Raw genomic sequence first — 24526 nt, forward strand, 5'->3', positions numbered from 1 at the left:
AAGTCAGCCCTTTTTGGTGATCGGTCGCTCCGGCACGTCCGGATTGCGTTCATCGCGGGTGATGTCGCGATACCACAGTTCGTGGTGTTTCCTCGCCCAGGCGCGGCTGACCCAACCATGCAGCATCGCGTCCACCGAACCCTTGATCCACAGCCCGGCGTAGATGTGCACGATGATGCTGAGGATCAGTACAAAACCGGCCAGCGCATGCAGGAGCATGGCCCAGCGGATCACGGTGATGCCGAAGTACGCACTGAAATACGCGCGCCAGATCACCAGCCCGGTGAACAGCAGACCGAGCATGCACAGCAGTAAAGTCCAGAACAGCATCTTCTGCCCGGCGTTGTACTTGCCCACCGGCGGCACGCTTTCTTCATCGTTGACCAGCACACGATCGATGCGGCGCATCCACTTCCAGTCGTTGTCGATAAAGAAATTCGCGCGCCAGAAGCGGAACACCAGACCGAGGAACAACACGAACATCAACACGCCCATGAACGGGTGCAGAATCCGCGTCCACGGCCCGCCGCCGAACAGGTGGGTCAGCCAGAACATCGAGGGATGAAACAACGCCAGCCCGGACAGCCCGGCCATGAAGAACAGAATCGCCACCAGCCAGTGATTGGTGCGCTGGTTGGCGGTGTAACGCAGGATCGTCTTGTTGCTCATGGCCGGTCCTCCCCGCGTGGATCGAAGGTGTGCACCGCCGGATCGACAACGTGCACCGAAGTATCCGGTGGCGTCGGATGATCATCCTCTTCGGTGCGATTCGGCCCGATGCGCACATAGTGGAAGAAACCGGCGAGCACCGCCGCACCCATCGCCAGCAGGCCCAGCGGTTTGCTGATGCCTTTCCACAAGCCCACCAGCGGGCTGATGGCCGGCGCCTCTGGCAACCCGGCGTAGATCTTCGGCGTATCGGCGTGGTGCAACACATACATCACGTGAGTGCCGCCGACGCCTTCCGGGTCATACAGCCCGGCGTTGTCGAAGCCCCGGCTTTTCAGGTCGACGATGCGTTCGGCGGCGTGTTCCTTCATGTCTTCTTTGGTGCCGAAGACAATGGCGCCGGTGGGACAGGTTTTCACGCAGGCCGGCTCCAGCCCTACCGCGACGCGGTCGGAACACAAGGTGCATTTGTAGGCTTTGTGATCCTTCTGCGAGATCCGCGGAATGTTGAACGGGCAACCGGTGATGCAATAACCGCAGCCGATGCAGTGATCCTGATCGAAATCGACGATGCCGTTGGCGTGCTTGATGATCGCCCCGGGACTTGGGCATGCCGCGAGACACCCCGGTTCGGCGCAATGCATGCAGCCGTCCTTGCGGATCAGCCACTCGAGGTTGCCGGCGTCGGTTTCGTGTTCGGTGAAGCGCATCAAGGTCCAGGTTTCTGCGCTCAGGTCCTGCGGGTTATCGTAGGTGCCGTGGTTGTGGCCGACCTCGTCGCGCAGCTCGTTCCATTCCGAGCAGGCGACCTGGCAGGCCTTGCAGCCAATGCATTTGGTGGTGTCGATCAGCTTGGCCACCGCCTCCTGATTCCTCACCGAAGGCGGCACCGTGGTGGTGGCCGAGCGGGCAATGATGTCTTGGCTGGCCATTTACAGTTTCTCCACGTTGACCAGGAATGACTTGGATTCCGGGGTCTGTGTGTTGCCATCGCCGAGGAACGGCACCAGGGTGTTGGTCAGGTAACCGTGGCGCGTCTGGCCGGTGAATCCCCAGTGCAGCGGGATACCGATCTGATGCACCACCTGGCCGTTGACCTGCAGCGGCCGGATGCGTTTGGTCACCACCGCCACCGCCTCGATGAACCCGCGTTTGCAGCTGACCCGCACCCGATCTCCAGCCGCGATGCCCTTCTCCTTCGCCAGCACTTCGCCGATTTCGACGAACTGCTCGGGCTGGGCAATCGCATTCAACTTGCAATGCTTGCTCCAGAAGTGGAAGTGCTCGGTCAGCCGGTAACTGGTGCCGGCGTACGGGAAGTCCTTGGCTTCGCCGAGGCTTTCCCAGACCGAATCGAAGATCCGCGCCGCCGGGTTGCTGGTGGCTTTCTTGTTTTGCGGGTGCAGCGGGTTGATGCCGATCGGCGTTTCGAACGGCTCGTAGTGCTCGGGGAAAGGCCCTTCGTTCATCTTGTCGACGGCGAAGAACCGCGCCACGCCTTCGGGGTTCATGATGAACGGGTTCATCCCCGCTTCCGGCGGCACATCGGCCTTGTAGTCCGGCACGTCGGTGCCGCCCCAGGCCTTGCCGTTCCACCACACCAGACGTTTTTTCGGATCCCACGGTTTGCCCGCGACGTCCGCCGAAGCGCGGTTGTAGAGGATCCGCCGGTTGGCTGGCCACGCCCAGGCCCAGCCCTGATGCTGATGCATGCCATACGGGTCGGCATTGTCACGCCGGGCCATCTGGTTGCCGGCCTCGGTCCAGCTGCCGGCGAAGATCCAGCAACCGGACGCGGTGCTGCCGTCGTCCTTGAGCAACCCGAACCCGGCCAGTTGCGAGCCGGCCTTGACCGCCACGCCGCTGGCATCGGTGAAGTCGACCATGGCGCTGCCGTTGATCTCTTTGGCCAGCTCCTCCGGCGATGGCTCGTCGGGGATCTTGTACGGCCACGACAGGTTCAGCAGCGGATCGGGGAACTTGCCGCCCTCGGCCTGATAGCGCTTGCGCAGACGCAGGAACAGTTCGCTCATGATGCGGATGTCGGTCTGCGCTTCGCCGGGGCCGTCGGCGCCTTTCCAGTGCCATTGCAGCCAGCGACTGCTGTTGACCAGCGAGCCGTCCTCCTCGGCAAAGCAAGTGGTCGGCAGGCGAATCACTTCGGTCTGGATCTCGGCGCTTTTCACGTCGTTGTACGGCCCGACGTTTTGCCAGAACTCCGAGGTTTCGGTGGCCAGCGGATCCATCACTACCAGCCATTTGAGTTTGGCCAGCGCAGCCATCACCCGGTTCTTGTCCGGCAACGCAGCGATCGGGTTGAAGCCCTGGCACATGTAGCCGTTGACCTTGCCCTGGCTCATCAGGTCGAACATTTTCAGGACGTCGTAGTTCGGAATGTCGAGTTTCGGCAGGTAGTCGTAATTCCAGTTGTTCTCCAGCGTCGCGTTGGCGCCGTACCAGGACTTCATCAGGCTGACGTGGAATTTGCTGTAGTTCTGCCAGTAGGACAGCTGCCCCGGACGCAACGGCATTTGCGTACGTTTTTTGATAAAGGCGTTGTAGTCCTGCTCGGCATCGCCACCCAGGGTCAGATAACCCGGCAGCGAATTGGACAACAACCCGAGGTCAGTAAGGCCCTGAATGTTCGAGTGTCCGCGCAAGGCATTGACCCCGCCGCCCGGCATGCCGACGTTGCCCAGCAGCAGTTGCACCATCGCCGCACTGCGGATGATCTGCGCGCCGATCGAGTGCTGCGTCCAGCCGAGTGCATAGAGGATGGTCATGGTCTTGCCCGGCGTGGAGCACGTGGCAATCTCATCCCAGATTTTCTGCATGGCATCGACCGGCATCCCACAGATCTGGCTCGCCAGCTCAATGTTGTAGCGGCTGTAATGCTGCTTCATCAATTGATAGACGCAGCGTGGATCCTGCAGGGTCGGGTCGACCTTGACGAAGCCGTCCTCGCCCAACTCGTAACCCCAGCCGGATTTGTCGGTGTAGCTGCGCTTGGCCGCGTCGTACCCGCTGAAGATGCCGTCTTCAAAGCTGAACCCGGCTTTGACGATGAACGAAACGTCGGTGTAGTTGCGCACGTATTCGTGCTGGATCTTGTCCTGAGTCAGCAGGTAATTGATCAGCCCGCCCATGAAGGCGATGTCGGTACCGGTGCGGATCGGCGCGTAATAGTCCGCCACCGAAGCGGTCCGGGTAAAACGCGGGTCGACCACGATCAGCCGGGCAGCGTTGTGCGCCTTGGCCTCGGTCACCCATTTGAAGCCGCACGGATGCGCTTCTGCTGCGTTGCCACCCATAACCAGGATCAGATTCGCGTTGGCGATATCGGTCCAGGTGTTGGTCATGGCACCACGGCCGTACGTCGGGGCAAGACTTGCCACCGTCGGGCCGTGTCAGACACGCGCCTGGTTATCGAACCCCAGCATGCCAAGACTGCGAATCACCTTCTGGGTGATGTAACCGGCTTCGTTGGACGCGGCCGACGCGGCGAGGAACCCGGTGGTCAGCCAGCGATTCACCGTTTGCCCGGTGGAATTTTTCTCGATGAAGTTGGCGTCGCGGTCGGCCTTCATCAGGTCGGCGATGCGATCCAGTGCTTCATCCCAGCTGATCCGGGTCCATTCGCTGCTGCCGGGCTTGCGCATTTGCGGGTATTGCAGACGGCCCGGGCTGTGAATGAAGTCCAGCAGGCCCGCGCCTTTCGGGCACAGGGTGCCGCGGTTGACCGGATGGTCGGCGTCGCCCTCGATGTGAATGATATTTTGCGCGACGTTCTTCGCGGCATCGCCCTGGCTGTACATGATCAACCCGCAACCGACCGAGCAATACGGGCAGGTGTTGCGGGTTTCATGGGTGTGGGCAAGCTTGAAGTGACGCACCTGCTCGGCGAAGGCCAGCGTCGGGGCCATGCCCAACGCGCCCAGGCTAGAGCCTGCAAGGCCGATACCGGCGACCTTGAAGAATTGACGACGGCTGAGATCCATCGTGCACTCCTGATCAGGTGGAACCCGGTACTTGAGCCGGGCTTTTTCTGGACAAACACGGTTGCGGCAGAATGCCTGCCGGCTTTTTCACTGTAGACAATGACCACACACTCTGTGTGAAAACCGACCGTCGGCGACAATCGGTCATGCCCTGGAAAACCTGTGGGAGCGAGCCTGCTCGCGAAGAGGCCCTGTCAGTTGAGACAAATATTGACTGACACACCGCCTTCGCGAGCAGGCTCGCTCCCACAGGTTTTGTGTATCCCCAAAGTGTCATGGGTTTATCATGGCACCCATGAACAACCCGCCTTCACGAGACCGCGCATGACTTTCGATTTTGATCAGCTATTCGACCGCCACAACACCGGCAGCACCAAGTGGAGCCGCTACCCGGCCGATGTGTTGCCGATGTGGGTCGCTGATATGGATTTCGCCGCGCCACCGGTGATCATCGAGGCATTGCAGCAGCGCCTGTTGCACCCACTGGTGGGTTACAGCGTGGCGCAGGACAATCTGCGTGAAGCCATCGTCGCCGACCTGTGGGACAAGTTCGCCTGGAAGGTCAAACCGCAGGAGCTGATCTTCCTGCCGGGCGTTGAATCCGGTTTCAACATGGCTTTGAAAGCGCTGGTGCAGCCGCAGCAGAACGTCGTGGTGCAGGTGCCGAACTACCCGCCGCTGCGGCATGCGCCGGGGCATTGGGGGCTGAACAAGGTCGAGCTGGAATTCATCCCTCAGGCCGATGGCAGCTACGCCACGCCGCTGGAGACCCTGCGCGAATCGCTGAACGGTGGCGGCGCCCTGCTCCTGAGCAACCCGCACAACCCGATCGGCAAGGTGTTTGGCCGTGAGGAGCTGCAAGCCGTAGCGGGTATCTGTGCGGCACAGGACGCCTGGATCATCTCCGACGAGATCCACGCCGAGCTGTGCTTCGACGGCCGCGTGCACATTCCGACCGCGTCCCTCAGCCCGGAAATCGCCAAGCGCACGATCACCCTGATGTCGGCGAGCAAGGCCTACAACATCGCCGGCCTCAAGACCTCGTTCATGATCATCCAGGACGCCGCCCTGCGCGAGCGCGTCAACCACGCCCGTTGCGGCATGGTCGACAGCGTCAACCCGCTGGGCATGGAAGCCACCCGCGTCGCCTACAGCGAAGGTGCGCCGTGGCTGGCCGAACTGAAAACCTATCTGCAGGCCAACCGCGACTGGTTGGTGGATGCGGTGCGCAGCCGCTTGCCGGGCGTGACGATCAATGTGCCGCAGGGAACCTATCTGGCGTGGCTCGATTGCTCGGCGCTGGACCTGGACAACCCGCAGCAGTTCTTCCTTGAACAGGCCAGGGTCGGTCTGAGCGCCGGGCTGGATTTCGGCGATCAGCACCAACAGTTCGTGCGCCTGAACTTCGGCTGCCCGCGGTCGTTGCTCGAAGAAGGCATCAGCCGCATGGAGCGTGCCCTGACCCAGCGCAATACCTGAAAACACCACCAATCTGTAGGAGTGAGCCTGCTCGCGATAGCTGACTGACATTCAACATCAATGTCGGCTGATACACCGCCATCGCGAGCAGGCTCACTCCTACAATGGTTTTGTGGTCATCCAAAATCCGATCGAACTCACGGCAAACCGTCCGGGTCAACCACCCATACTTGCCCTGAGAACCTCGGAGATTTGTGATGACCGACTATCCAAAACCACCCTTCCCCGCACAAGCCCAAGCCGTCCCCGGTGCGCAAAGCAAAATGCAGCCGTATCCCGACTGCGGCGAGCAAAGCTACGTTGGCTCCGGGCGGCTGGCTGGCAAGATTGCGCTGATTACCGGCGCCGACAGCGGTATCGGCCGCGCGGTGGCGATTGCCTTCGCCCGTGAAGGCGCTGACGTGGTCGTGGCCTATCTGAATGAACATGACGACGCCAAAGAGACCGCACGCTGGGTCGAACAGGCAGGCCGCCAGTGCCTGCTGCTGTCCGGCGACCTCGCGCACAAGGCCCATTGTCAGGAACTGGTGGACAAGACCGTCGAACGCTTCGGGCGCATCGACATTCTGGTCAACAACGCCGCGTTCCAGATGACCCACGAAACCTTCGAAGAAATCCCCGACGACGAATGGGTGATGACCTTCGACGTCAACATCACGGCGATCTTCCGGTTGTGCCAGGCAGCGATCAAACACATGCGCCCCGGCGCGTCGATCATCAACACCAGCTCGGTCAACTCGGACATGCCCAAACCGACCCTGCTGGCCTATGCCACCACCAAAGGCGCGATCGCCAACTTCACCGGCGGTCTGGCGCAGATCCTCGGGCCGAAACAAATCCGCGTGAACTGCGTGGCCCCCGGACCAATCTGGACGCCATTGATCGTCTCGACCATGCCCGATGAAGAAGTACAGAACTTCGGCAGCGAAACCCCACTCGGTCGCCCCGGACAACCAGTGGAAGTGGCGCCGATTTACGTGCTGCTCGCCTCCGACGAAGCCAGTTACATCACCGGTCAGCGCTATGGCGTCACCGGCGGCAAGCCGATGCTCTAAGCGGCGCGAGAAAAACTGAACCTGGTGGCATGACGTCCCTCCATACCTTTAAGAGTCCCAACCGGTCTGCAGGATCAGGAGGTCGTCATGTCCGCCCCTCTCATCAAACTCTTCACCCAGCCCAACTTCGCCTGGACCGATATCCGCCGCGAGGAAGAGGCCCATCCCCGTCACTACCTGGCGCATCTGTTGCTATTGGCGCTGATTCCCGCCGTGTGTCTGTTCCTCGGTACCACGTATGTCGGCTGGAGTCTGGCAGCCGGCGAGACCGTGCGCTTGAGCACGGCCAGTGCACTGCAACTGAGCATTCTGCTGTATGTGGCGATTGTCGCCGGGGTCGCGATCATCGGCGGGTTCATCCGCTGGATGTCACGTACGTTCGACGCGCGCCCCACGCTTAACCAGTGCATCGGTTTCGCTGCCTATACCGTGACGCCGTTCTTCGTCGCCGGGATCGCCGGTCTTTATCCAAGTCGCTGGCTGGCGATTCTGGTGCTGGGTGCCGCGTCGGTGTATTCGACGTTCCTGCTATTCGTCGGCCTGCCGACGTTCATGCATGAGCGCAAAGAACAGGGCCTGCTGTACTCGGCCTGCGTCTGGGGCGTCGGCCTGCTGGTGATGGTGACCATTCTGGTGTCGATGATTCTGCTGTGGTTCAACGTGCTCTCGCCCGAGTACCTGCGAACTCCCGTTGGTTAACCCGGTGCCAACGCTGTCGTCGATGGACTGCCTAACATGAGCTTTGTCATCTGGGTCGCGGTGCTTGGCGCGGTGTTGCTGACCCTCGCGCTGACCTCGTCGTACCTGCGCTGGATGCCGGTCACCACTTCGGCCGTGTGCCTGCTGCTGGGGATCGGCATCGGCCCCAGCGGTCTGGATTTGCTGAAACTGTCACTGGAAAACGCTTCCGTATGGATGGAGCACCTCACGGAAGTGGCGGTACTGTTTTCGCTGTTTGTCTGCGGGCTGAAGTTGCGTCTGCCCCTGCGCGACAAGCGTTGGCGGATTGCGTTCGGGCTGGCGGGCCCGGTGATGGTCTTGACCATCGCCGGGGTCAGCGTATTGCTGCACTGGGGCCTGCAACTGTCGTGGGGGCCGTCGCTGCTGATCGGGGCGATGCTCGCGCCGACCGACCCGGTACTGGCCGCGCTGGTGCAGGTCAACGATGCGCGGGATGTCGACAGCGTGCGCTTTGGCCTTTCCGGAGAAGCCGGGCTCAATGACGGCATCGCGTTCCCGTTCGTGATTCTCGGCTTGCTGCTGTTGCAGGCCGACGCGCAACCCGGCGCCTTGACCGATTGGGTGCTGCACGGCTTGCTCTGGGCGGTGCCGGTCGGTTTGCTCACCGGTTACTGGATGGGGCGCGGCATCGGTCGGTTGACGCTGTCGTTGCGCATTCGTAACGACGACAGCACCCTGAGCCCGAATGATTATCTGGCGCTGTCGCTGATTGCTCTGGCTTATGTCGGCGCAGATGCGATTGGCGGTTATGGTTTTCTGTCGGTATTCGCCGCCGGCCTCGGCTTGCGTCAAGAAGAAGTCAAATCCACCGGCGCCAGCCAGCCGCCCGCCGAACATCTGGTGCAACCGGTGGTCGGCCACCAGAACATCGAACCGCAGCACGCGGTGCACGGCGATACCGAACGACTGGAAAGCAGTCAGGTCGCCGCCGGGATCATGATGGGCGACATGCTCTCGTTCGGCAGTCTGGTGGAACGGGCCATGGAAGTGTTTCTGGTGACCTTGCTGGGTGTGGTACTGGTGCCGCATTGGGACTGGCGGGCGTTGGTCATTGGCGCGGTGCTGTTCTGCGTGGTGCGTCCGGCCTGCGTTGCGCTGATGCCATGGGGCACTTTGCTCGACGGTGGTCAACGGCTGTTGATCGGTTGGTTCGGCATTCGCGGGATCGGCAGTCTGTTCTATCTGTTTTATGCCTTGAACCACGGGCTGAGTCCTTCAGTCGCGACGTTGTGCACCAACATCACCCTGTCCGTGGTGGCATTGAGCATTTTGCTGCATGGCATCAGCACGCAGCCGCTGCTGGCGCGCTACGAACAACGGCAAAAACGAAAAAACTGATTTTTCCGGCGGCAATATGTCGGGAAATCCATCGAAGTTTTTTCTGAAAATAAATGGATCCCTCGGCCAAAACCGACAGTCACAACCATAACCCCTCGCTGGATGCACTCGGCGAGGTCCGGCAGGTTCGGTTCCCCTGCGGCTTGCAGCCCATGAAGAGGAATCTTTGGATAACAAGGTCACGGTCATGAAAGAATGCTCGACTCCTGCACAAATCAAGGCTTGCAGGGCTTTGGCCCTGGAACGCAATCGTCAACTGTTCGAAGATGCCCACGCCCTCAACCGAGCGGCTTACGAGCTGCTGGAAGCGGACAATCTGGACCTCGAACAGTTTGAGCACTATCGAGCAATGCGCCGCAAAGCCGATGCGAAGTTCGAAGAAGCCATCGATCACTTGTGCGTCCTCAACGAAGACTTCCCGCCGATTCCAATGTCACCGCATCACTCGCAGGAATTGCGTCGACAGCTTGAAACCGTCGAATAAAGCGCACAAGAAAAAGCCCGGCAGCGATGTCCGGGCTTTTTCTTTGGGCGGCGTTCAGCCTCCTGGGTTGGTCACCTGAATGAACACCGCGTAAGCCCCGAGCAGTATCCAGAACGTGGCGAAGATCCAGGGCGTGCGCACCGAAAACAACAGCGACTTGCGATAGCCCTTGTGGCTCGACTCCATTTCACTGAACAGCGGCGACTCGTCGTAAGCCATGCCCATGATCGGCTCGCTGCGTAACAACTCGCTCTGCTTGTAGTGCCAGTGATCGATGATGTCGTACGCCGCCCGTATCCCCGGCCAGGCGTTGAGCGAGCTGAGCAACCCGAGCAGCGCGAGAAACGGCGGCACCACCAGCGTGAACAATTTGCCCCATTCGGGGTTGAGGTTGGCCATGCACGAAGCAAAGGCAATCACCAGAAACGACTGCGCCGCCAGATAGGCATCGGTGCGGTTGGCGAGGATGCTGGTTTCGTACTGGATTTCCTTGCGATAGAAGTCCAGCCGTTCCTTGGGTGAGCCGAACATCTTGGCGTCGTGTTCAGTCAGGTGCTCTTCAGCGCTGGGCTCAGTCAGTATGCGAGGCAAGGGACGCGCACTCCGTGGCGGGGAAACCTTTTAGAAGGCCCTCGCCACGGACAAGTTCAGGCGGATTCACTTCATCGACTGCGCGATGATTTCCACCAGATTGAGCTGGGTGAACGGCTTGGGCAGACGCGGCAATTGCGCGGCAAAGCCTTCCAGACGTTCGGCGTAACCGGTGGCCAGAATGATCGGCAGATCCGGCTTGAGCAGACGCACTGCATGCGCCAGTTGCACGCCGCTCATCTGCGGCATGGCCATGTCGGTGATCATCAGATCAATGACTTCGCCCTGCTCGAACAACGCCAGCGCCTTGGCACCGGACGTGGCGCTGATCACGCGATGACCAAGGTCTTCGAGCAGCAGCGTGGTGCTGGTCATCACCAGCGAATCGTCGTCCACCACCAGCACGCTGAGGCGCGGCACCAGCACCGGTTTGACCGCCGGGTACAGGTTTTTTGCCGTCTCCCCGGCTAACGCCACCGGTATCCACATTTCAGCGCGGGTGCCATGGCCTTTTTCGCTCTTGAGAATGAAACGGCCACCCAGTTGCTCGATAAAGCCATGCACCATCGACAAGCCCAGCCCGGTGCCCTTGCCCACGCCCTTGGTGGTGAAAAACGGATCCCTGGCCGAACCCAGCGTGGCTTCGTCCATGCCCTCACCCGTGTCGATCACGCTCAGGCACACATAGTGCCCGGCCGCCATTGACGAATGGCTTTGCTCAAGCACGACTTCAGGCTGCGCGGTAATGCACAGGCTGCCACCGTCGACCATGGCGTCGCGGGCGTTGGTCGCCAGATTGAGCAACGCCAGTTCCAGTTGGTTGCTGTCGGCCAGCACCGGTTGCAGATCCTCGGGAAAGCGTGTCTCGATGCGAATCCCCGGGCCTATCGAGCTGCGCAACAGTCCGGTGATGCCTTGCACCAGTTGCGGGATATCGACCGGCTCGGTCTTGAGTTCCTGACGGCGGGCGAAGGCCAGCATGCGTTGGGTCAGCGATACGCCACGCAACGCACCCTGCGTGGCGTTTTCCAGCAGACGGCTGTTTTTCGGATCGTCACCGATGCGCTTTTGCAGAATCTCCAGATTGCCCAGAATCACCGTCAGCAAATTGTTGAAGTCATGGGCGATGCCGCCGCTGAGCTGACCGATGGCCTGCATCTTCTGCGCCTGGAACAGCGCTTCGCGGGTCTTTTCCAGCGCCACTTGCGACTCATGGGCTTCGGTGACATCGCGGGTGATCTTGGCAAACCCGAGCAGCGTGCCGGTTTCGCCGCGAATGGCATCGACCACCACGTGGGCCAGAAACCGCGTGCCATCCTTGCGCATGCGCCAGCTCTTGTTCTCGAAACGGCCCTCGCGGGTGGCAATCTCCAGTGCCCGTTGCGGTTCGCCGGCCACACGGTCTTCCGGGGTGTAGAAAACCGAAAAATGCTGGCCGATGATTTCTTCCGGCTGGTACCCCTTGATCCGCTGGGCGCCCTGATTCCAGTTGCTCACACGACCTTCGGGGCTGAGCATGTAGATCGCATAATCGGTGACACCCTGCACCAGCAGGCGAAACTGCTGTTCGCTTTGCTTGAGGGTTTCCTCAGCCATCTTGCGGTCGGTCAGGTCACGGGTGATCTTGGCATAGCCGAGCAGTTTGCCGTTGGGATCAATGATCGGATCGATGACCACATGGCACCAGAAGCTGGTGCCATCCTTGCGCACCCGCCAGCCTTCGCCTTCGAAGCGTCCTTCGTGCAGCGCTGTGTCGAGCGCGCGTTGCGGCAGGCCCGCCGCACGATCATCGGCGGTATAGAAGCGCGAGAAATGCTCGCCGAGAATTTCCGCCTCTTCGTAGCCCTTGAAGCGTTTCGCGCCGGAGTTCCAACTGGTGATGATGCCGTCCGGGTCGATCATGTAAATCGCATAATCGACCACCGCATCGATCAGCAGACGAAAACGCATCTCCTCGATCGCGGCAGTTTTGCTCGGGTTGTCACTCATCAGGTTCACCGCTGGTTTTCATTAGCGCAAGTATGCGGCAATCCGGCGCCATGGGAAGGTGCAAACGCGCTTCTATTCACGGCGTGATCAATGGGTTGATTGAGGACGAGTCGGTGCCGAGCGACCACCAGCGTGGCAGCAGTTGCTGAATGCGCGGTTCGGCGAAGCGATCATCGATCAGCATCACCACGCCACGATCTTCACGGGTGCGGATCACCCGCCCGGCGGCCTGCACCACTTTCTGCACGCCCGGATACAGGTAGGTGTAATCGTAGCCGGCACCGAAAATCGCTGCCATGCGCCGTTTCAACTGTTCATTGACCGGGTTGAGCTGGGCCAGCCCCAGGGTGGCGATGAACGCGCCGATCAGCCGTGCTCCGGGCAGGTCGATACCCTCGCCAAACGCACCGCCCAACACGGCGAAGCCAATGCCCTGACTGTCGGCGGTGAACTGATCGAGAAATGCCTGCCGCCGTCCTTCGGCCATGCCCCGGGACTGCTGCCACAGGTTGATCTGCGGATGGCGTTCGGCGAGCAGCGTCAGCACTTGTTGCAGGTAATCGAAGCTGCTGAAGAACGCCAGGTAATTGCCCGGGCGCTCGCTGAACTGGCGGGCGATCAGCTCGACGATCGGCTCCAGCGACGCCTGCCGATGATTGAAGCGCGTGGAAATGCGGCTGACGATCTGCACCTGCAACTGTTCGGCGCTGAAGGGTGATTCGACGTCTATGCATACCGTGTCGGCGGGCGTGCCGAGCAGGTCGGCGTAATAGCGCCGCGGGCTTAGCGTCGCCGAGAACAACACGCTGCTGCGCGCCGCTTTCAGCCGGGGGCCGATGAACGCCGCCGGCACCACGTTGCGCAGGCACAACTGCGACAGCGGCCGCTTGCGCTCAAGGTCGCGCTTGCTGATGTCGAACAGGTAATGCTCGTCGAACAGCTCCGCCACCCGGCCGAACTGCAGCATGTCGAAGTAGAAGGTTTGCAGCGCGCTGTCGAGTCCCTGCGGATGATCATTGAGGTAGTCGCCAATGGCCGCGCTGCACAGGGACACGGCTTGCAGCAGTTTTTCCGGGGCCTTGTCGTAGGCCTGATACGGCGCCAGTTGCGGCTGATGCAGCGCGTTCCACTCGCGGTTGACCCGTTGCAGGGATTTTTTCAGCACCTCGGGGGCCGTCTTGCGCACACTGGCCAGCGCGGCCTGATCGAGACTGGCGCTGTACATCGAGCGCCCACGTTCGACCAGGTTGTGCGCTTCATCCGCCAGCACCGCAACCTTCCACTGATTGAGCTGGGCCAGACCGAACAGCAGCGCACTGAAATCGAAGTAATAGTTGTAGTCCGCCACCACCACGTCGGCCCAGCGGGCCATCTCCTGGCTCAGGTAATACGGGCAAACCGTGTGCTGACGGGCCACTTCGCGCATCGCCGCCTGATCCAGCAGATTGATCCGGCTGGCCGCTTGGCGGGCGGCGGGCAGCCGATCATAAAAGCCCTGGGCCAACGGGCAGGACTCACCGTGACAGGCTTTGTCCGGGTGTTCGCAAGCCTTGTCGCGGGCGACCATCTCCAGCACCCGCAGCGGCAAGCGTTCAGACTGATCGAACAACACCTGACTGGCATCCAGCGCCAGTTTGCGCCCCGGGGTCTTGGCGGTCAGAAAGAACACCTTGTCCAGTTGCTGCGGCGCCAGTGCCTTGAGCATCGGGAACAGCGTGCCGAGGGTTTTGCCGATGCCGGTGGGCGCCTGGGCCATCAGGCAGCGGCCGGTGCTGACCGCTTTGAACACCGATTCAGCCAGATGCCGCTGGCCGGGGCGAAAGTCGGCGTGGGGAAAGCTCAATTGCTGCGCGGCCAGATTGCGCGCCTCGCGATGGGCCATTTCCTGCTCGGCCCAGTTCAGGAACAACCGGCATTGCTGTTCGAAAAAATCCTGCAAGGCTGGAGCATTGAAGGACTCGACCAGACAGGTTTCCTTTTCGCTGACGATGTCGAAATACACCAGCGCCAGATTGATCTGCGCAAGCTCCAGCTTGCGACACATCAGCCAGCCGTAGATTTTCGCCTGCGCCCAATGCAACTGCCGATGGTTGGCCGGTTGCTTGCTGAGGTCACCGCGATAGGTTTTGACTTCTTCCAGACAGTTCTGCGCCGGGTCATAGCCGTCCGCCCTGCCCCTGACTTTCAATTGCAGAAACTCACCTTCCAGCGCCACTTCGCTCTGGTATTTGTCGCTGCGCCGCGAGGCCACGGTGCGGTGCCCGAGCATGCCTTCGAGGGCTGTCGGCGAAGGGGTAAAACGCAGGTCGAGGTCGCCGGTCTTGGCGGTGAACTCGCATAGGGCACGGACGGCAATGCTGTAGCTCAAGCGCTCTGCTCCGCCCATTGCACGTAGCACACGGCGACCGGCATCTGGTGTTGGTGGCAAAATTCCAGCCAGCGCAGCTGGTTGTCCTGCAAGCGGTCACCGGGGCCTTTGACCTCGATCATCCGGTAGGTCTTGTGCTGCGGCCAGAACTGGATCAGATCCGGCATGCCGGCGCGATTGGCCTTGATGTCGAGCAGCAGGCGATTGAACCAGTGCTTGAGGTGTTCGGCCGGCAAGCACGCCAACGCCTGTTCCAGCAATTGCTCGTTCAACGCGCCCCAGAACACGAACGGTGACTGCACGCCCCATTTGGCGGTGAAGCGCTCACGAATGGTCTCGGTGTAACGGCCGTCGTCGAGTTGGTCGAGACAGGCCTGGAACAGTTCGGCCCGGCGTTGCTGAAAATCTTCGTTGAGCAGGTCCACCGGCCCGCGCTGGAACGGATGAAAGAACGCCCCCGGCAACGGCGCAAAAATCGCCGGCCAGCACAGCAGGCCGAACAGCGAGTTGATCAGGCTGTTCTCGACGTAGTGCACCGGGCCGCTGTCTTCGTGCAGATGCGCCTGCACGTAGAACTCCACCGACAATCCCGGATCAGTGCGCGGCAGTTGCAGATCAAGGCGCTCGACCGGGCGTGGCGTTGCCCGTTTGAGCGGTGGCCCGCCGAGTTTGCGTCGCAGCCGTGGCAGCATCCGTTGCAGGCTCTGCTGTTCGGCGGCGCTTTCCGGCGCCTGTTCGGCGAGGCTGGCGAGCTCCAGCGCCAGTGCGTATTCGCCGCAGCGCTCCAGCACGCGGATCATTCGCTGACGAGCGCCGGGGTAGGCACAGTTGCGGTAAATACTCAGGGCCAAGGCAAACTCGGCGATGCGCTCGCAATACTGGCCGATCTGGAACAGCACCTTGCCGCGCCGCCGTTGCAGCCACGGGTTGTCGAACTGCAACGCGCTGACCTGCTCGACGATGATCTCCAACGGCTCACCGGCCTCGAAGCGTTGCTGGCACTGATGCAGGAACAGACAGGCGTCAACGTCTTCACGGCTGCGCAGGCCACGGGAGTCAGCGCAGAACTCGACTTTTTCGTAGGTAAAGATCCCGAGGTCGGCGAGGACGAATTCCGACCAGTCCTGGTACAGGTTGCCGAAGAACATCAGACGCAGGCGGTCGCACAGGTCCATGATGGTCAGGCTGAGCAAGCAGTCACCGAGCGTCGGCGCCCAATCACAGAGGCTGCGCGACTCGCTGAACTGCTCGGCGAGCACCGGCAGCCAGTCGTCCTTGCGGCCCTTGGGTTGCTCGATAAAGCTGCCGAACGCCTGCAGCAATTCAGCCTTGAGCAACACGTCGAACACTTCGGCCACGCTCAACAGAGCCTGATCGTCGAGCCAGCCGTGACTGAGCAACGGCTGCGCGGCAGCGCTGATGTCCCCGATTTCCAGGTAGTTGAGTTTGCCGAGGCGGAAATGCACGCCCTTGCGCATTATCATGCGCACCAGCAAACCCTGCGAAGTGCGTGGCAAGGCCTTGAAGTCGCGGATAAAGCCGTGCTCGGATTCGCTCATCACATCGGCATAGCGAAGCTCAAGCCAATCAAGCACTTGCCAAAAGTTGTTGAGGTAATAAAACGGATCGTCGAGCGGGTTGGCAGTCACGGGAATTCAGGGCCATGGCGAGCGAATACTGGTTATGCGTACAGATACCAGCTCTGCCCCGTCGCGTGCAAACGGAAAAAGATCAGTGGCAGCGGCAATCGGGATTTTTTCAGGGTGCCATCGAACTTTTCCCGGTTCGACGGCACCAACCGCGTTAGAGACCGGATACGGTCAATTGATATGGAATGAGGTATTTGAGGTGGGTATGAACATCAAGACTCTGGGTCTTCCCCTGGCGGTAGCAGCCTTCCTGGCATTGGGCGGCTGCTCGACACCGACGGTGGTGACCTTGCAGAACGGCACTCAGTATTTGACCAAGGACATGCCGAAAACCAAGAACAAGGACGGGTTCTATGAATTCGAGGATATTTCCGGGACCAAGGTGAAAGTCCGCTCTGACGAAGTCGCGACGGTCCGCAAGGAAGACTGACACGCCGCTGTACGTGTAGGAGCTGCCGCAGGCTGCGATCTTTTAAAGGCAAGATCAAAAGATCGCAGCCTGCGGCAGCTCCTACAGAAGCCAATCAAAGTACTGGGCGTTATTCGAAAGCAGGTAAACCCACAATGCTGTTGTCACAGCTGAAATAATGCTCGCCCCGCCGCGCCAGCTCGGCTTGCAGACGCCGGCAGCGCTCCAGATCCTGCTGGGTCATGCGGTCGATGCTCAGGTTACCGGTGGCTTGCGCCTGTTTGTCGTCACCCCGCCGAAACGTCACGAACGGCTGTTCGGGCTGGATCTGAAACAGGCTTTTCTCTTCCACCGGCTCGACCACTTCGGTCTTTTCCGGTTTCGGCAGTTGATCGGTACTGATCCCGTAACGGCTCAGAATCGAGGTTTGAGGCAGATCGGCCCAGGCATTGGCCGATAACAGCGCCAGTCCGACAATCCCGACATACCCCTTGAACCTTTTCACGTGTGCATCTCCTGTACTCAATGGCGGCTGGCTATAGAACGTGTGGGCACGTGCTGGCTTTAGGCCGCTTCTGCTGTTTGCACAGCTTTTGAGTCAGGGTGTGGCTATCGAGTCACTTTTGATACCGAGCTGAATCCTTCGCGAGCAGGCTCGCTCCCACACTGGACCTGTGTCGATCACATAGTCCCATGTGGGAGCGAGCCTGCTCGCGAATAGGCCCTTACCGGCGCCCTATCAACCTCAGGCGATCACAATTCCATCGGCACTGAGGCTATTCAGCGCCACTCCAACCAGCGTCACCGAATCACCACCAAACTTCAGCACCGTGTCCTGCCCCACCATCGAGGCATGCGCGCGGAAGTCGTCATTGGGCAACACACCTTGCACGCCAAGAAACACCAGTTTGTCGTTCGACGTAAAACCCACCACCCGATCCTGACCGAACGCGCCGTTGAACAGGAACGTATCCGCCCCGCCCCCCGATTCCATCAGGTCATTACCGGCGCCACCGACAAACACATCATTGCCGACGCCGCCAATCAAATGATCGTTGCCATCCAGACCAAACAACCAGTCACCGCCGGCATGCGCCTTGAGCGTATCGGCGCCATTGGTGCCCTTCACGCTGGACTCATACTGCGTGACGTTGCTGCCGACCTTCAGACCGCTAGCCGTGACGCTATGGGTCACGTCGTCCTTGAACAGCCCCCAGAGAAACCCCGGCTCCTTGGTGACGATGCTGCCGATGTCGCGGGTGATGCTGATCCCGCCGTTGGCGTCGCGCACATACAGGTTGCCGGCGCCATCGTTGGCGAAGTCGAAAGTGTTCACCGATTTCTGCAAATCGAGGGTGTTGTTGCCGGCGCCACCGAGGATGACGTTGTAACCGCCAGCGTCACGGAACGTGTCGTTGCCGGCGCGACCTTCCAAATAGTCATTGCCGCTGCCGCCCTGGATCAGGTCGTTGCTGTCGCTGCCGATGATGAACGTGCTGCCCTTGTGGGTTTCGGCGTTGCGGTTGAGGTCCTGCACCCAGGTGTTGGCCCGCGCCGGGTCCGACAGGTTGGCGACGATGATCGTCGAGTCCTTGCTGGTCAGATCGTAGAACTTCGACTCGATGATGCGGTTCATGCCGTCGCCGTAAGCGGTCGGCAGGTGCGAGATCCAGGTCGGGATGTTGAGGATAGAGAACGGCAGCAGATTCCACGCGGTCGAGGCGTAGTGATCGTTGAAGCTGACGATGTTGTCGGTGGCCGATTCCTTGGGCGCGTCGTGTACGCCGACCGAGGCGCCGGTGAAGGTCGAGCCGTCGAGGGCACGGAACACCGGATCGTTTTCGTAACCGACGTTGAGCACTTTGTCGGTGCTGCTCTGGGTCGGCGAGGCGTAGGCGATGTAGTTGGAATCGGCGAAGAATCCGCCCCACTTGCCGCCACTCAGGTCAGCCATGCTGTTGACCGCCAGCCCGCCGAGGCTGTGGCCGCTGACCAGCACGTCCTTGCCCGAAAGGCCGTTGGCCTTGGCGAACGCCACCACGTCATTCAGTAGATTGCCGAACGCTTCGCCGACGTAATTCTTGGCGTAGTCCTTGGGACCGAACGCTGCCAGCAGGTCGTTGATCACGTCACCGATGGAATCGAGGATCAGGTTTTCCCGCGGGCCGCTGGTGCCGCGAAAGGCGATACCGATTTCGGTGAGATGGCCCTGGGCGTCGTACTTGCCGAGGATCTCCACTTGGGCGGTGGTGTAACCGGCCTTCTCACCGAAGAAGGTTCCGCGCGCGTCGGTCTTGCCGTCGTACCCCAGTTGCGAGGCGGTGATCGGAGTCCAGCCAGCCTTTTTCACGGCGTCGAGGGCGAGTTTTTCCGAGTCGGGGTTCCACGGAATACCGGGGATCACCCCTTGCGAATCAGTACCGCCGAGCAGCGCGGTGACCAACGTGGCAGGCAGGCCGAGGCCGAAGCCGTTGTGCTGATAACCGGCGGCGAAGCCGTTATCGAGGTTGTGATAGGAATACAGCGTAATCGCCATGGCATCGCTGAACAGCGCCTTGGAATCGGCTGTGCCGAAGTTCTTGTAGTCATACACACCCATTGCTATTGCCTCTCTTTTTTTGGAATTGTCAGAGATAGCTCACAGCCAGGGCGCCCCTCACGGGCACGCCCCGGAGCATTTCAGTACTACTTGTTGCAAATCTTCCCTGTGGGAGCGGGCTTGCTCGCGAAAGCGGCGTATCAGCGACAGCAATGTTGACTGACACGGCCCCTTCGCGAGCAAGCCCGCTCCCACTCTGGAGCTAGGCGAACACGAACGCCGAGTCCGACAGGTTAGCCACTCCCACCCCGACCAGGGTCACGGCATATTCGCCAATCTTCAGCACGGTATCGGCCCCCGACTGCACAGCATGCTGCTTGTAGTCGTAGCCCTGCCCCGCGCCTTCGACGCCCATGAACACCAGTTTGTCGCTGCCCTGATAACCATTGATCGCATCAAAACCGAACGCGCCGCTGAACAGGAAGGTGTTGTTGCCACCCACCGCCGTCATCACGTCGTTGCCGGTGCCGCCGACGAAGGTCACGTGGCCCTTGTCGCTGATCAGCTTGTCATCGCCGCCCAGGCCAAACAGCCAGTCACCGTCGGCGCTGGCGTGCAGCGCATTGCCGTACGCATCGCCGTTGAGCGAATGGGTGTACTGGGTCAGTTCGCTGCCATTGGTCAGCCCCTTGGCCGTGACACCCCAGGTGATTTCCTTGCTGCCCCACCACGAACCCGACTCCTTGCTCACCAGCGCGCCGATGTCGCGGGTCATGCTGATGCCGCCGTAGGCGTCGCGCACGTACAGCGTGCCGTCACCGTCGTTGGCGAAGCTGAAGTTCTGCAGCGGTTTCTGCAGCTCGAAGGTGTTGTGGCCCTGACCACCGAGGAGGATGTTGAAACCACCGTCATCGCGGAAGCGGTCATCGCCGCCCAGGCCTTCGAGGAAATCGTTACCCGCCCCGCCCTTGAGCCAGTCGTTGCTGTGGGTGCCGATGATGAAGGTGCTGCCGGTGTGCGGCTCGCCGCTACGCCCCAGATCCTCGACCCAGGTCTTGCCCCGGGAAGCTTCTTCCAGGTTGGAAACGATGAGGGTCGAGTCCTTGTGCGTCAGGTTGTAGAACTTCGAGTCGATCACCCGGTTCAAGCCATCGGAATACCCGAGCGAGCTGTGGGCCGACCAGTTCAGCGGATTGACGATGCTGAACGGCACCAGGTTCTGCGCGGTGGACGCATAGTTGTCGGTAAAATTGACGATGTTGTCGGTGGTCGACTCATGCGGCCCGTCGTGCTTGCCCAGCGACCCGCTGCTGAACGTGGTGCCGTCCAGCGCGCGGAACACCGGATCGTTTTCGTAACCGATGTTCAGCACGTTGTTGCCGGTGCTGCTCTGGGTCGGCGAGGCGAACGCGATGTAGTTGGCATCCTTGAAGAAACCGCCCCAGTTGCTGGCACTCAACTCGGCCACGCTGTTGACCCCTAGCCCGCCGAGGCTGTGGCCGCTGAACAGCACGTCCTTGGCGGCGATGCCGTTGGCGATGGCAAACGCGGCAACGGACTTGAGCAGGTTGTCGAAGGCATTTTTCGCGTAGTTGCTCGCGTAATCCGACGGCCCGATGGCGGCCAGCAGGTTGTTCTTCATGTCGCCGAAGGTGTCGCTGTAACCCAGTCCGCCAGTGCCGCGAAAGGCCACGCCGATGCCGATCAGCTTGCCGCCGGCGTCGTACTTGCCGAGCACTTCGGCCTCGGCGCTGGTGAAGCCGTCCTTCTCGCCGAAGAACGTGCCTTGCGCGCCGACCTTGCCCTGATAACCCAGCGCCGTGGCGCTGAGCGGTTTCCAGGCGGTGGCCGGCAACGGCTGGCCGGTTGGCGTGTAGGCATACAGCGTCAGTGCGATGGCATCGCTGTACAACGCTTTGCCGTCGGCATTTTTATAATCGAACAATCCCATGTTGTGCTCTCTCTTCCTTCAAAACCGGCAGCCCCCAAGAGACTGCCGGCACGCCTTTAGAACTGCCAGTCGAGGGTCAGACCCACACCGTGGTCTTTCCCGTTGTTACCGATCAGTCCGTTGTAGTCCAGGTTGACCCGGACATCGCGATTGAGCGCCAGCCCGGCGCGTACGCCGACCACCGCCGCGTCACGATCCATCGACACACTCTGCACAGTGAAGGCGCTGTTGCCATTGGCGAAGGCCAGGTGGCTGTCAGCATCGACACTGCTCAGGTTGTGCTGCCAGCCGAGGGTCGCGCCCAGTTCCAGCTGATGTTTGTCCGACAGCGCGAAGGTGCGCTTGGCGCGTACGCCAAGGGTCGACAGCACCACATCGCGGTTGTCTTCAGAGCTCTTGAGCGCCGCCGCATCACCCTTCTCGGTGAAGCTCTCGGTGTTCAGATGCACGTAGGACAGATTGGCGAACGGCTCCAGATTCATCGGTTGCAGACGCAGATCGTAAGCCGCTTCGGTGAACACCTGAGTGGTCGCCGCATCGTGCTTGGTTTTCTCTTTGCCGCTGACGCCTGCGAACTGCAGATCACGCTTCACGTCCACGCGGTGCCAGCTGTAAGCCGCACCGGCGGTCAGGCGCAACGCATCGATCTGATGCCCCAGGTACGCTCCCAAGTGGTAGCTGTCGACCGAGGCCGACGAATGCGTGCCGCCGCCCATGTTCAACGAGCTGTCGCTATAACCGGTAACGAAACCCAGACGGGTATCTTCAGCAATCAAACCGTCGACACCGGCCAGCAGCCCGCCGATGGAGCTGTTGGAGTCGGCGTTTTCGTGGCCGCCATCGCTCTTGCCCCACGAACCCAGCACCTTGACCCAGGCGTTGCTGCGGTCGTCGGTCGGTGCGTTGGCATTGAACAGATCACGCTCACGCAGACGCTCGCCCACCGCTTCACGCAGGTAGCGGCTGTCGTTGATCAGCATCGTACCGATGGCCGGGTGAATTTCGCCGGACAGTTGCTGGAAGGCTTGTTGCGCCGAGGCCGCATTCGGCGACAGCAGCAGGGTTTCGAACAACGCATTGCCCGCCCCGAGACCTTCGGCAGCCGCACCGACCGCACGCTGGTTTGGCGTCAGACCAACACTGGCGAACGACGCGCCGTTGCGCCCGACGTCCAGTTGCACGCCGTTCGCGGAGTACGCCAGGGTGCCGCCGAGGAACGCGTAGTTCGGCAGCACTTGCCCGAACTGGCCTTGGATGCCACCGGCCGCTTGCAGGATGTTGAACTGCGAACCGAGCAGGCTCTTCACTTCAGTCGTCGTCAGCAAGGTCGGGCTGTTTTCCAGCGACAGACTGACCGTGGCGCCATCAATCACCGCTTTGCCACCAGCAACGATCTGGTCGCTGTTGGTCGGCGAGACTTCCACCGCGTAGGTCGAACCGCGCTCGAAGGTCACGTCACCGGCGACGTTCAGCGTGCCGATCGAGTTGCCCGGGGCGACGGTACCGCCGCTTTTCGCGGTCAGTGCACCGATGCGGCCGTTACCGCCGAGGATGCCGCTGTCGTTGACCGTGACCGCCGAAGCCAGCGTGCCATTGATCGCCAGACGCCCCTGATTGACCAGAGTCGGGCCGCTGTAGGTGTTGTTGCCGGTCAGCACCAGTGTGCCGATGCCCTGCTTGGTCAGGCCGCCGTGACCGGAAATGTCGTTGCGCCAGGTGTCGAGGCCACAGGTGATGTCGTTGCACACGCGCTCGGTCGGTTTGCCCTTGTCGATGATCGCGCCGATGCCCGGCAAGTCCGCGACAAACTGCCCGGAACCGTAGGCCCCCTGAATGCGGAACTCTTCCGGGATGTCCTGCTCGGTGATGAACATAGCCGGGCCGTCGATGCCTTTGCGCAGGTTGATCATGCCCCAGCCGTACAAGGCGTCGATGCCCGGTGCGCCGAGGTCGGTCGCGGTGGTACGCAGCACCGTGGCGACCTGATCGCCCGTCATGTACGGGAAGCGCTCCATCAACACCGCCATCGAGCCCGCCACATGCGGTGCGGCCATCGAGGTGCCGTTGTAGTTCTTGTAGCCGGTGGTCAGGTTGTCGGCGTTGGTGCCGCTGATGATCGAGCTGTAGATCTGCGTGCCCGGCGCCGAGACGCAGAAGCTCGCGGTGTAGCCGCAGCGCGAGGAAAACGTACTCATGATGTACGGATTGGCGCTGGCCAGATCAGGGTTCTTCTGCAACGCGGCGACGGTGATCCAGTTCGGCGCGATGTCCGGCACGAAGTAGCCGAGGCCGGCGATGGCGTCCGGGTTGTTCAGGTTGTAATCGTTACCGGCGGCGAAGATCGTCACGATGCCGCTGCGGGCGGCGGCGATGGCGCCGTCGTAGGCGCCGCCGGGCTTGGTGCCGAGCAGCGTGCGGATTTCGTTGAACTGCAATTGCGCGTCGTTGACGGTGAAGTGCGGATACGCCGGGTCGCGGCCGCCGAGGTCGAAACGGTCAGTGATGCCGATGCCCCAGCTGTTGTTGATGATCCGCGCGCCACTGGCGATCAGCGCATCCCAACCGGCCTTGTACACCGCACCGTCGTTGCCACGGACGATGCCGTCTTCCGGCCCCGGGTCGCCGTTGTCGGCGCTGATGATCTGCGCACCGAACGCCACGCCGTGCATCGGCCCACCGTCACGGCTACCGGCAGCGATGCCACCGACGTGGGTGCCGTGGGCACCGAGCTTGCCGTCGGAACCGACCGAGGGCGAACCGTCATAGCGGAACGCGTCCCCGGCTTTGACCGGGATGTACGGGTCGGTGTATTCGCGGATTCCGCTGGTGACCAGGGTCACGACTTTGTTGGGGCCGGAGAACTCCGGGTGCGCGGCATACACCGGCTGGTCGAAGATCCCCAGTTTCACACCTTTGCCGGTGTAACCGGCGGCGTAAGCGTGATCCGCGCCAATGGCGCCCAGGCCCCATTCCGCCTGGAACTCGGCGCTGCGCCAACTGGCGGGATCGCCGCTGCGGCCGCTTTCCACGTAAGGCGCCGCGTGCGCGGTGCCCCAGGTGGTCAGCGCACAAATCACGGCGCAATTGAGGGTTTTCATGGCGAAGCGACCGCCCGTTTGCGCGGGGGTATTGTTGTTATTCATCCAGCGACCTTCCTTAGTGTTGTTGCGAAAAATCCGTGTACCAGGCCCACACCTGGGCCTGGGAAATAACGCTTGTGGTGAGGGGATTTATCCCCGATGGGGCGCGAAGCGACCCCGAGCAGT

The 24526-nt window shown here is 61.3% G+C and carries 17 protein-coding genes; 6 read left to right on the forward strand and 11 right to left on the reverse strand.

Annotation, left to right across the window (positions count from 1 at the left end; translation table 11 throughout):
* Window positions 1-3: 3 nt before the first annotated feature.
* From AC3WMV_RS03365 to fdnG, 3 genes are read right to left on the reverse strand one after another with little or no spacing between them, the layout of a single operon-like run.
* Entirely contained in the window at window positions 4-669 is a 666-nt protein-coding gene (locus AC3WMV_RS03365) for a formate dehydrogenase subunit gamma (protein ID WP_003224974.1), read from the reverse strand.
* A complete protein-coding gene (fdxH, locus tag AC3WMV_RS03370; RefSeq protein WP_103367049.1) occupies window positions 666-1601 on the reverse strand; it encodes a formate dehydrogenase subunit beta in 936 nt (311 codons plus the stop codon). The genes AC3WMV_RS03365 and fdxH overlap by 4 nt, the downstream gene beginning before the upstream one ends.
* On the reverse strand, window positions 1602-4667 hold the full coding sequence (fdnG, locus tag AC3WMV_RS03375) for a formate dehydrogenase-N subunit alpha (RefSeq protein WP_146038473.1): 3066 nt from the start codon (window positions 4665-4667) through the stop codon (window positions 1602-1604). It lies immediately after the preceding gene.
* A 324-nt stretch (window positions 4668-4991) separates the two neighbouring features.
* Here fdnG and AC3WMV_RS03380 point away from each other — a divergent pair, with 324 nt between their 5' ends.
* The 5 genes from AC3WMV_RS03380 to AC3WMV_RS03400 all read left to right on the forward strand — a co-directional run bounded on the left by AC3WMV_RS03380 (window position 4992) and on the right by AC3WMV_RS03400 (window position 9764).
* Window positions 4992-6146, forward strand: coding sequence for a MalY/PatB family protein (locus AC3WMV_RS03380; RefSeq protein ID WP_103367046.1), 1155 nt, complete (start codon window positions 4992-4994; stop codon window positions 6144-6146).
* A gap of 197 nt (window positions 6147-6343) precedes the next feature.
* Window positions 6344-7201, forward strand: coding sequence for a glucose 1-dehydrogenase (locus AC3WMV_RS03385; protein WP_103367045.1), 858 nt, complete (start codon window positions 6344-6346; stop codon window positions 7199-7201).
* Window positions 7202-7288: 87 nt separating this feature from the next.
* On the forward strand, window positions 7289-7900 hold the full coding sequence (locus tag AC3WMV_RS03390) for a Yip1 family protein (protein ID WP_103367044.1): 612 nt from the start codon (window positions 7289-7291) through the stop codon (window positions 7898-7900).
* A 36-nt stretch (window positions 7901-7936) separates the two neighbouring features.
* Window positions 7937-9280 carry a cation:proton antiporter gene (locus AC3WMV_RS03395; RefSeq protein WP_027612796.1) on the forward strand — a complete coding sequence of 448 codons (1344 nt, stop codon included), beginning with the start codon at window positions 7937-7939 and terminating at the stop codon, window positions 9278-9280.
* A gap of 187 nt (window positions 9281-9467) precedes the next feature.
* Window positions 9468-9764: a hypothetical protein gene (locus AC3WMV_RS03400; protein ID WP_096796774.1), complete on the forward strand. Its 297-nt coding sequence runs from the start codon at window positions 9468-9470 to the stop codon at window positions 9762-9764.
* Between the two features lie 54 nt (window positions 9765-9818).
* On the opposite strand, the gene AC3WMV_RS03405 is transcribed toward AC3WMV_RS03400, so the two are convergent.
* From AC3WMV_RS03405 to AC3WMV_RS03420, 4 genes are all read right to left on the reverse strand, one after another.
* On the reverse strand, window positions 9819-10355 hold the full coding sequence (locus tag AC3WMV_RS03405) for a hypothetical protein (protein WP_007967008.1): 537 nt from the start codon (window positions 10353-10355) through the stop codon (window positions 9819-9821).
* Between the two features lie 66 nt (window positions 10356-10421).
* On the reverse strand, window positions 10422-12344 hold the full coding sequence (locus tag AC3WMV_RS03410) for a hybrid sensor histidine kinase/response regulator (RefSeq protein ID WP_103367208.1): 1923 nt from the start codon (window positions 12342-12344) through the stop codon (window positions 10422-10424).
* 76 nt (window positions 12345-12420) lie between these two features.
* Complete coding sequence (locus AC3WMV_RS03415) at window positions 12421-14712, reverse strand: ATP-dependent DNA helicase (protein ID WP_103367043.1); 2292 nt, start codon at window positions 14710-14712, stop codon at window positions 12421-12423.
* Window positions 14709-16361: a VRR-NUC domain-containing protein gene (locus AC3WMV_RS03420; RefSeq protein WP_103367042.1), complete on the reverse strand. Its 1653-nt coding sequence runs from the start codon at window positions 16359-16361 to the stop codon at window positions 14709-14711. Before AC3WMV_RS03420 ends, AC3WMV_RS03415 begins: the two co-directional genes overlap by 4 nt.
* 205 nt (window positions 16362-16566) lie before the next feature.
* On the opposite strand from AC3WMV_RS03420, the gene AC3WMV_RS03425 reads away from it, so the two are divergent.
* Complete coding sequence (locus AC3WMV_RS03425; RefSeq protein ID WP_041064149.1) at window positions 16567-16791, forward strand: YgdI/YgdR family lipoprotein; 225 nt, start codon at window positions 16567-16569, stop codon at window positions 16789-16791.
* Window positions 16792-16900: 109 nt separating this feature from the next.
* Here AC3WMV_RS03425 and AC3WMV_RS03430 read toward each other — a convergent pair whose 3' ends face one another.
* From AC3WMV_RS03430 to AC3WMV_RS03445, 4 genes are all read right to left on the reverse strand, one after another.
* On the reverse strand, window positions 16901-17275 hold the full coding sequence (locus AC3WMV_RS03430; RefSeq protein WP_103367041.1) for a hypothetical protein: 375 nt from the start codon (window positions 17273-17275) through the stop codon (window positions 16901-16903).
* A gap of 240 nt (window positions 17276-17515) precedes the next feature.
* The gene (locus AC3WMV_RS03435; RefSeq protein ID WP_103367040.1) at window positions 17516-19369 is read right to left on the reverse strand and encodes a polyurethane esterase; all 1854 of its coding nucleotides are present in this window, start codon (window positions 19367-19369) and stop codon (window positions 17516-17518) included.
* A gap of 202 nt (window positions 19370-19571) precedes the next feature.
* Window positions 19572-21260 carry a polyurethane esterase gene (locus AC3WMV_RS03440; RefSeq protein ID WP_103367039.1) on the reverse strand — a complete coding sequence of 563 codons (1689 nt, stop codon included), beginning with the start codon at window positions 21258-21260 and terminating at the stop codon, window positions 19572-19574.
* 56 nt (window positions 21261-21316) lie between these two features.
* On the reverse strand, window positions 21317-24403 hold the full coding sequence (locus tag AC3WMV_RS03445; protein WP_103367038.1) for an autotransporter serine protease: 3087 nt from the start codon (window positions 24401-24403) through the stop codon (window positions 21317-21319).
* Window positions 24404-24526 lie beyond the last annotated feature (123 nt).

The organism is Pseudomonas sp. FW305-3-2-15-E-TSA4, from assembly GCF_058787295.1.

Coding starts and splice junctions, on each gene's coding strand:
- AC3WMV_RS03365 (WP_003224974.1), bottom strand. CDS start 669: ATGAGCAACAAGACGATCCTGCGTTACACCGCCAACCAGCGCACCAAT.
- fdxH (WP_103367049.1), bottom strand. CDS start 1,601: ATGGCCAGCCAAGACATCATTGCCCGCTCGGCCACCACCACGGTGCCG.
- AC3WMV_RS03380 (WP_103367046.1), top strand. CDS start 4,992: ATGACTTTCGATTTTGATCAGCTATTCGACCGCCACAACACCGGCAGC.
- AC3WMV_RS03385 (WP_103367045.1), top strand. CDS start 6,344: ATGACCGACTATCCAAAACCACCCTTCCCCGCACAAGCCCAAGCCGTC.
- AC3WMV_RS03390 (WP_103367044.1), top strand. CDS start 7,289: ATGTCCGCCCCTCTCATCAAACTCTTCACCCAGCCCAACTTCGCCTGG.
- AC3WMV_RS03395 (WP_027612796.1), top strand. CDS start 7,937: ATGAGCTTTGTCATCTGGGTCGCGGTGCTTGGCGCGGTGTTGCTGACC.
- AC3WMV_RS03400 (WP_096796774.1), top strand. CDS start 9,468: ATGAAAGAATGCTCGACTCCTGCACAAATCAAGGCTTGCAGGGCTTTG.
- AC3WMV_RS03410 (WP_103367208.1), bottom strand. CDS start 12,344: ATGAGTGACAACCCGAGCAAAACTGCCGCGATCGAGGAGATGCGTTTT.
- AC3WMV_RS03425 (WP_041064149.1), top strand. CDS start 16,567: ATGAACATCAAGACTCTGGGTCTTCCCCTGGCGGTAGCAGCCTTCCTG.
- AC3WMV_RS03435 (WP_103367040.1), bottom strand. CDS start 19,369: ATGGGTGTGTATGACTACAAGAACTTCGGCACAGCCGATTCCAAGGCG.
- AC3WMV_RS03440 (WP_103367039.1), bottom strand. CDS start 21,260: ATGGGATTGTTCGATTATAAAAATGCCGACGGCAAAGCGTTGTACAGC.
- AC3WMV_RS03445 (WP_103367038.1), bottom strand. CDS start 24,403: ATGAATAACAACAATACCCCCGCGCAAACGGGCGGTCGCTTCGCCATG.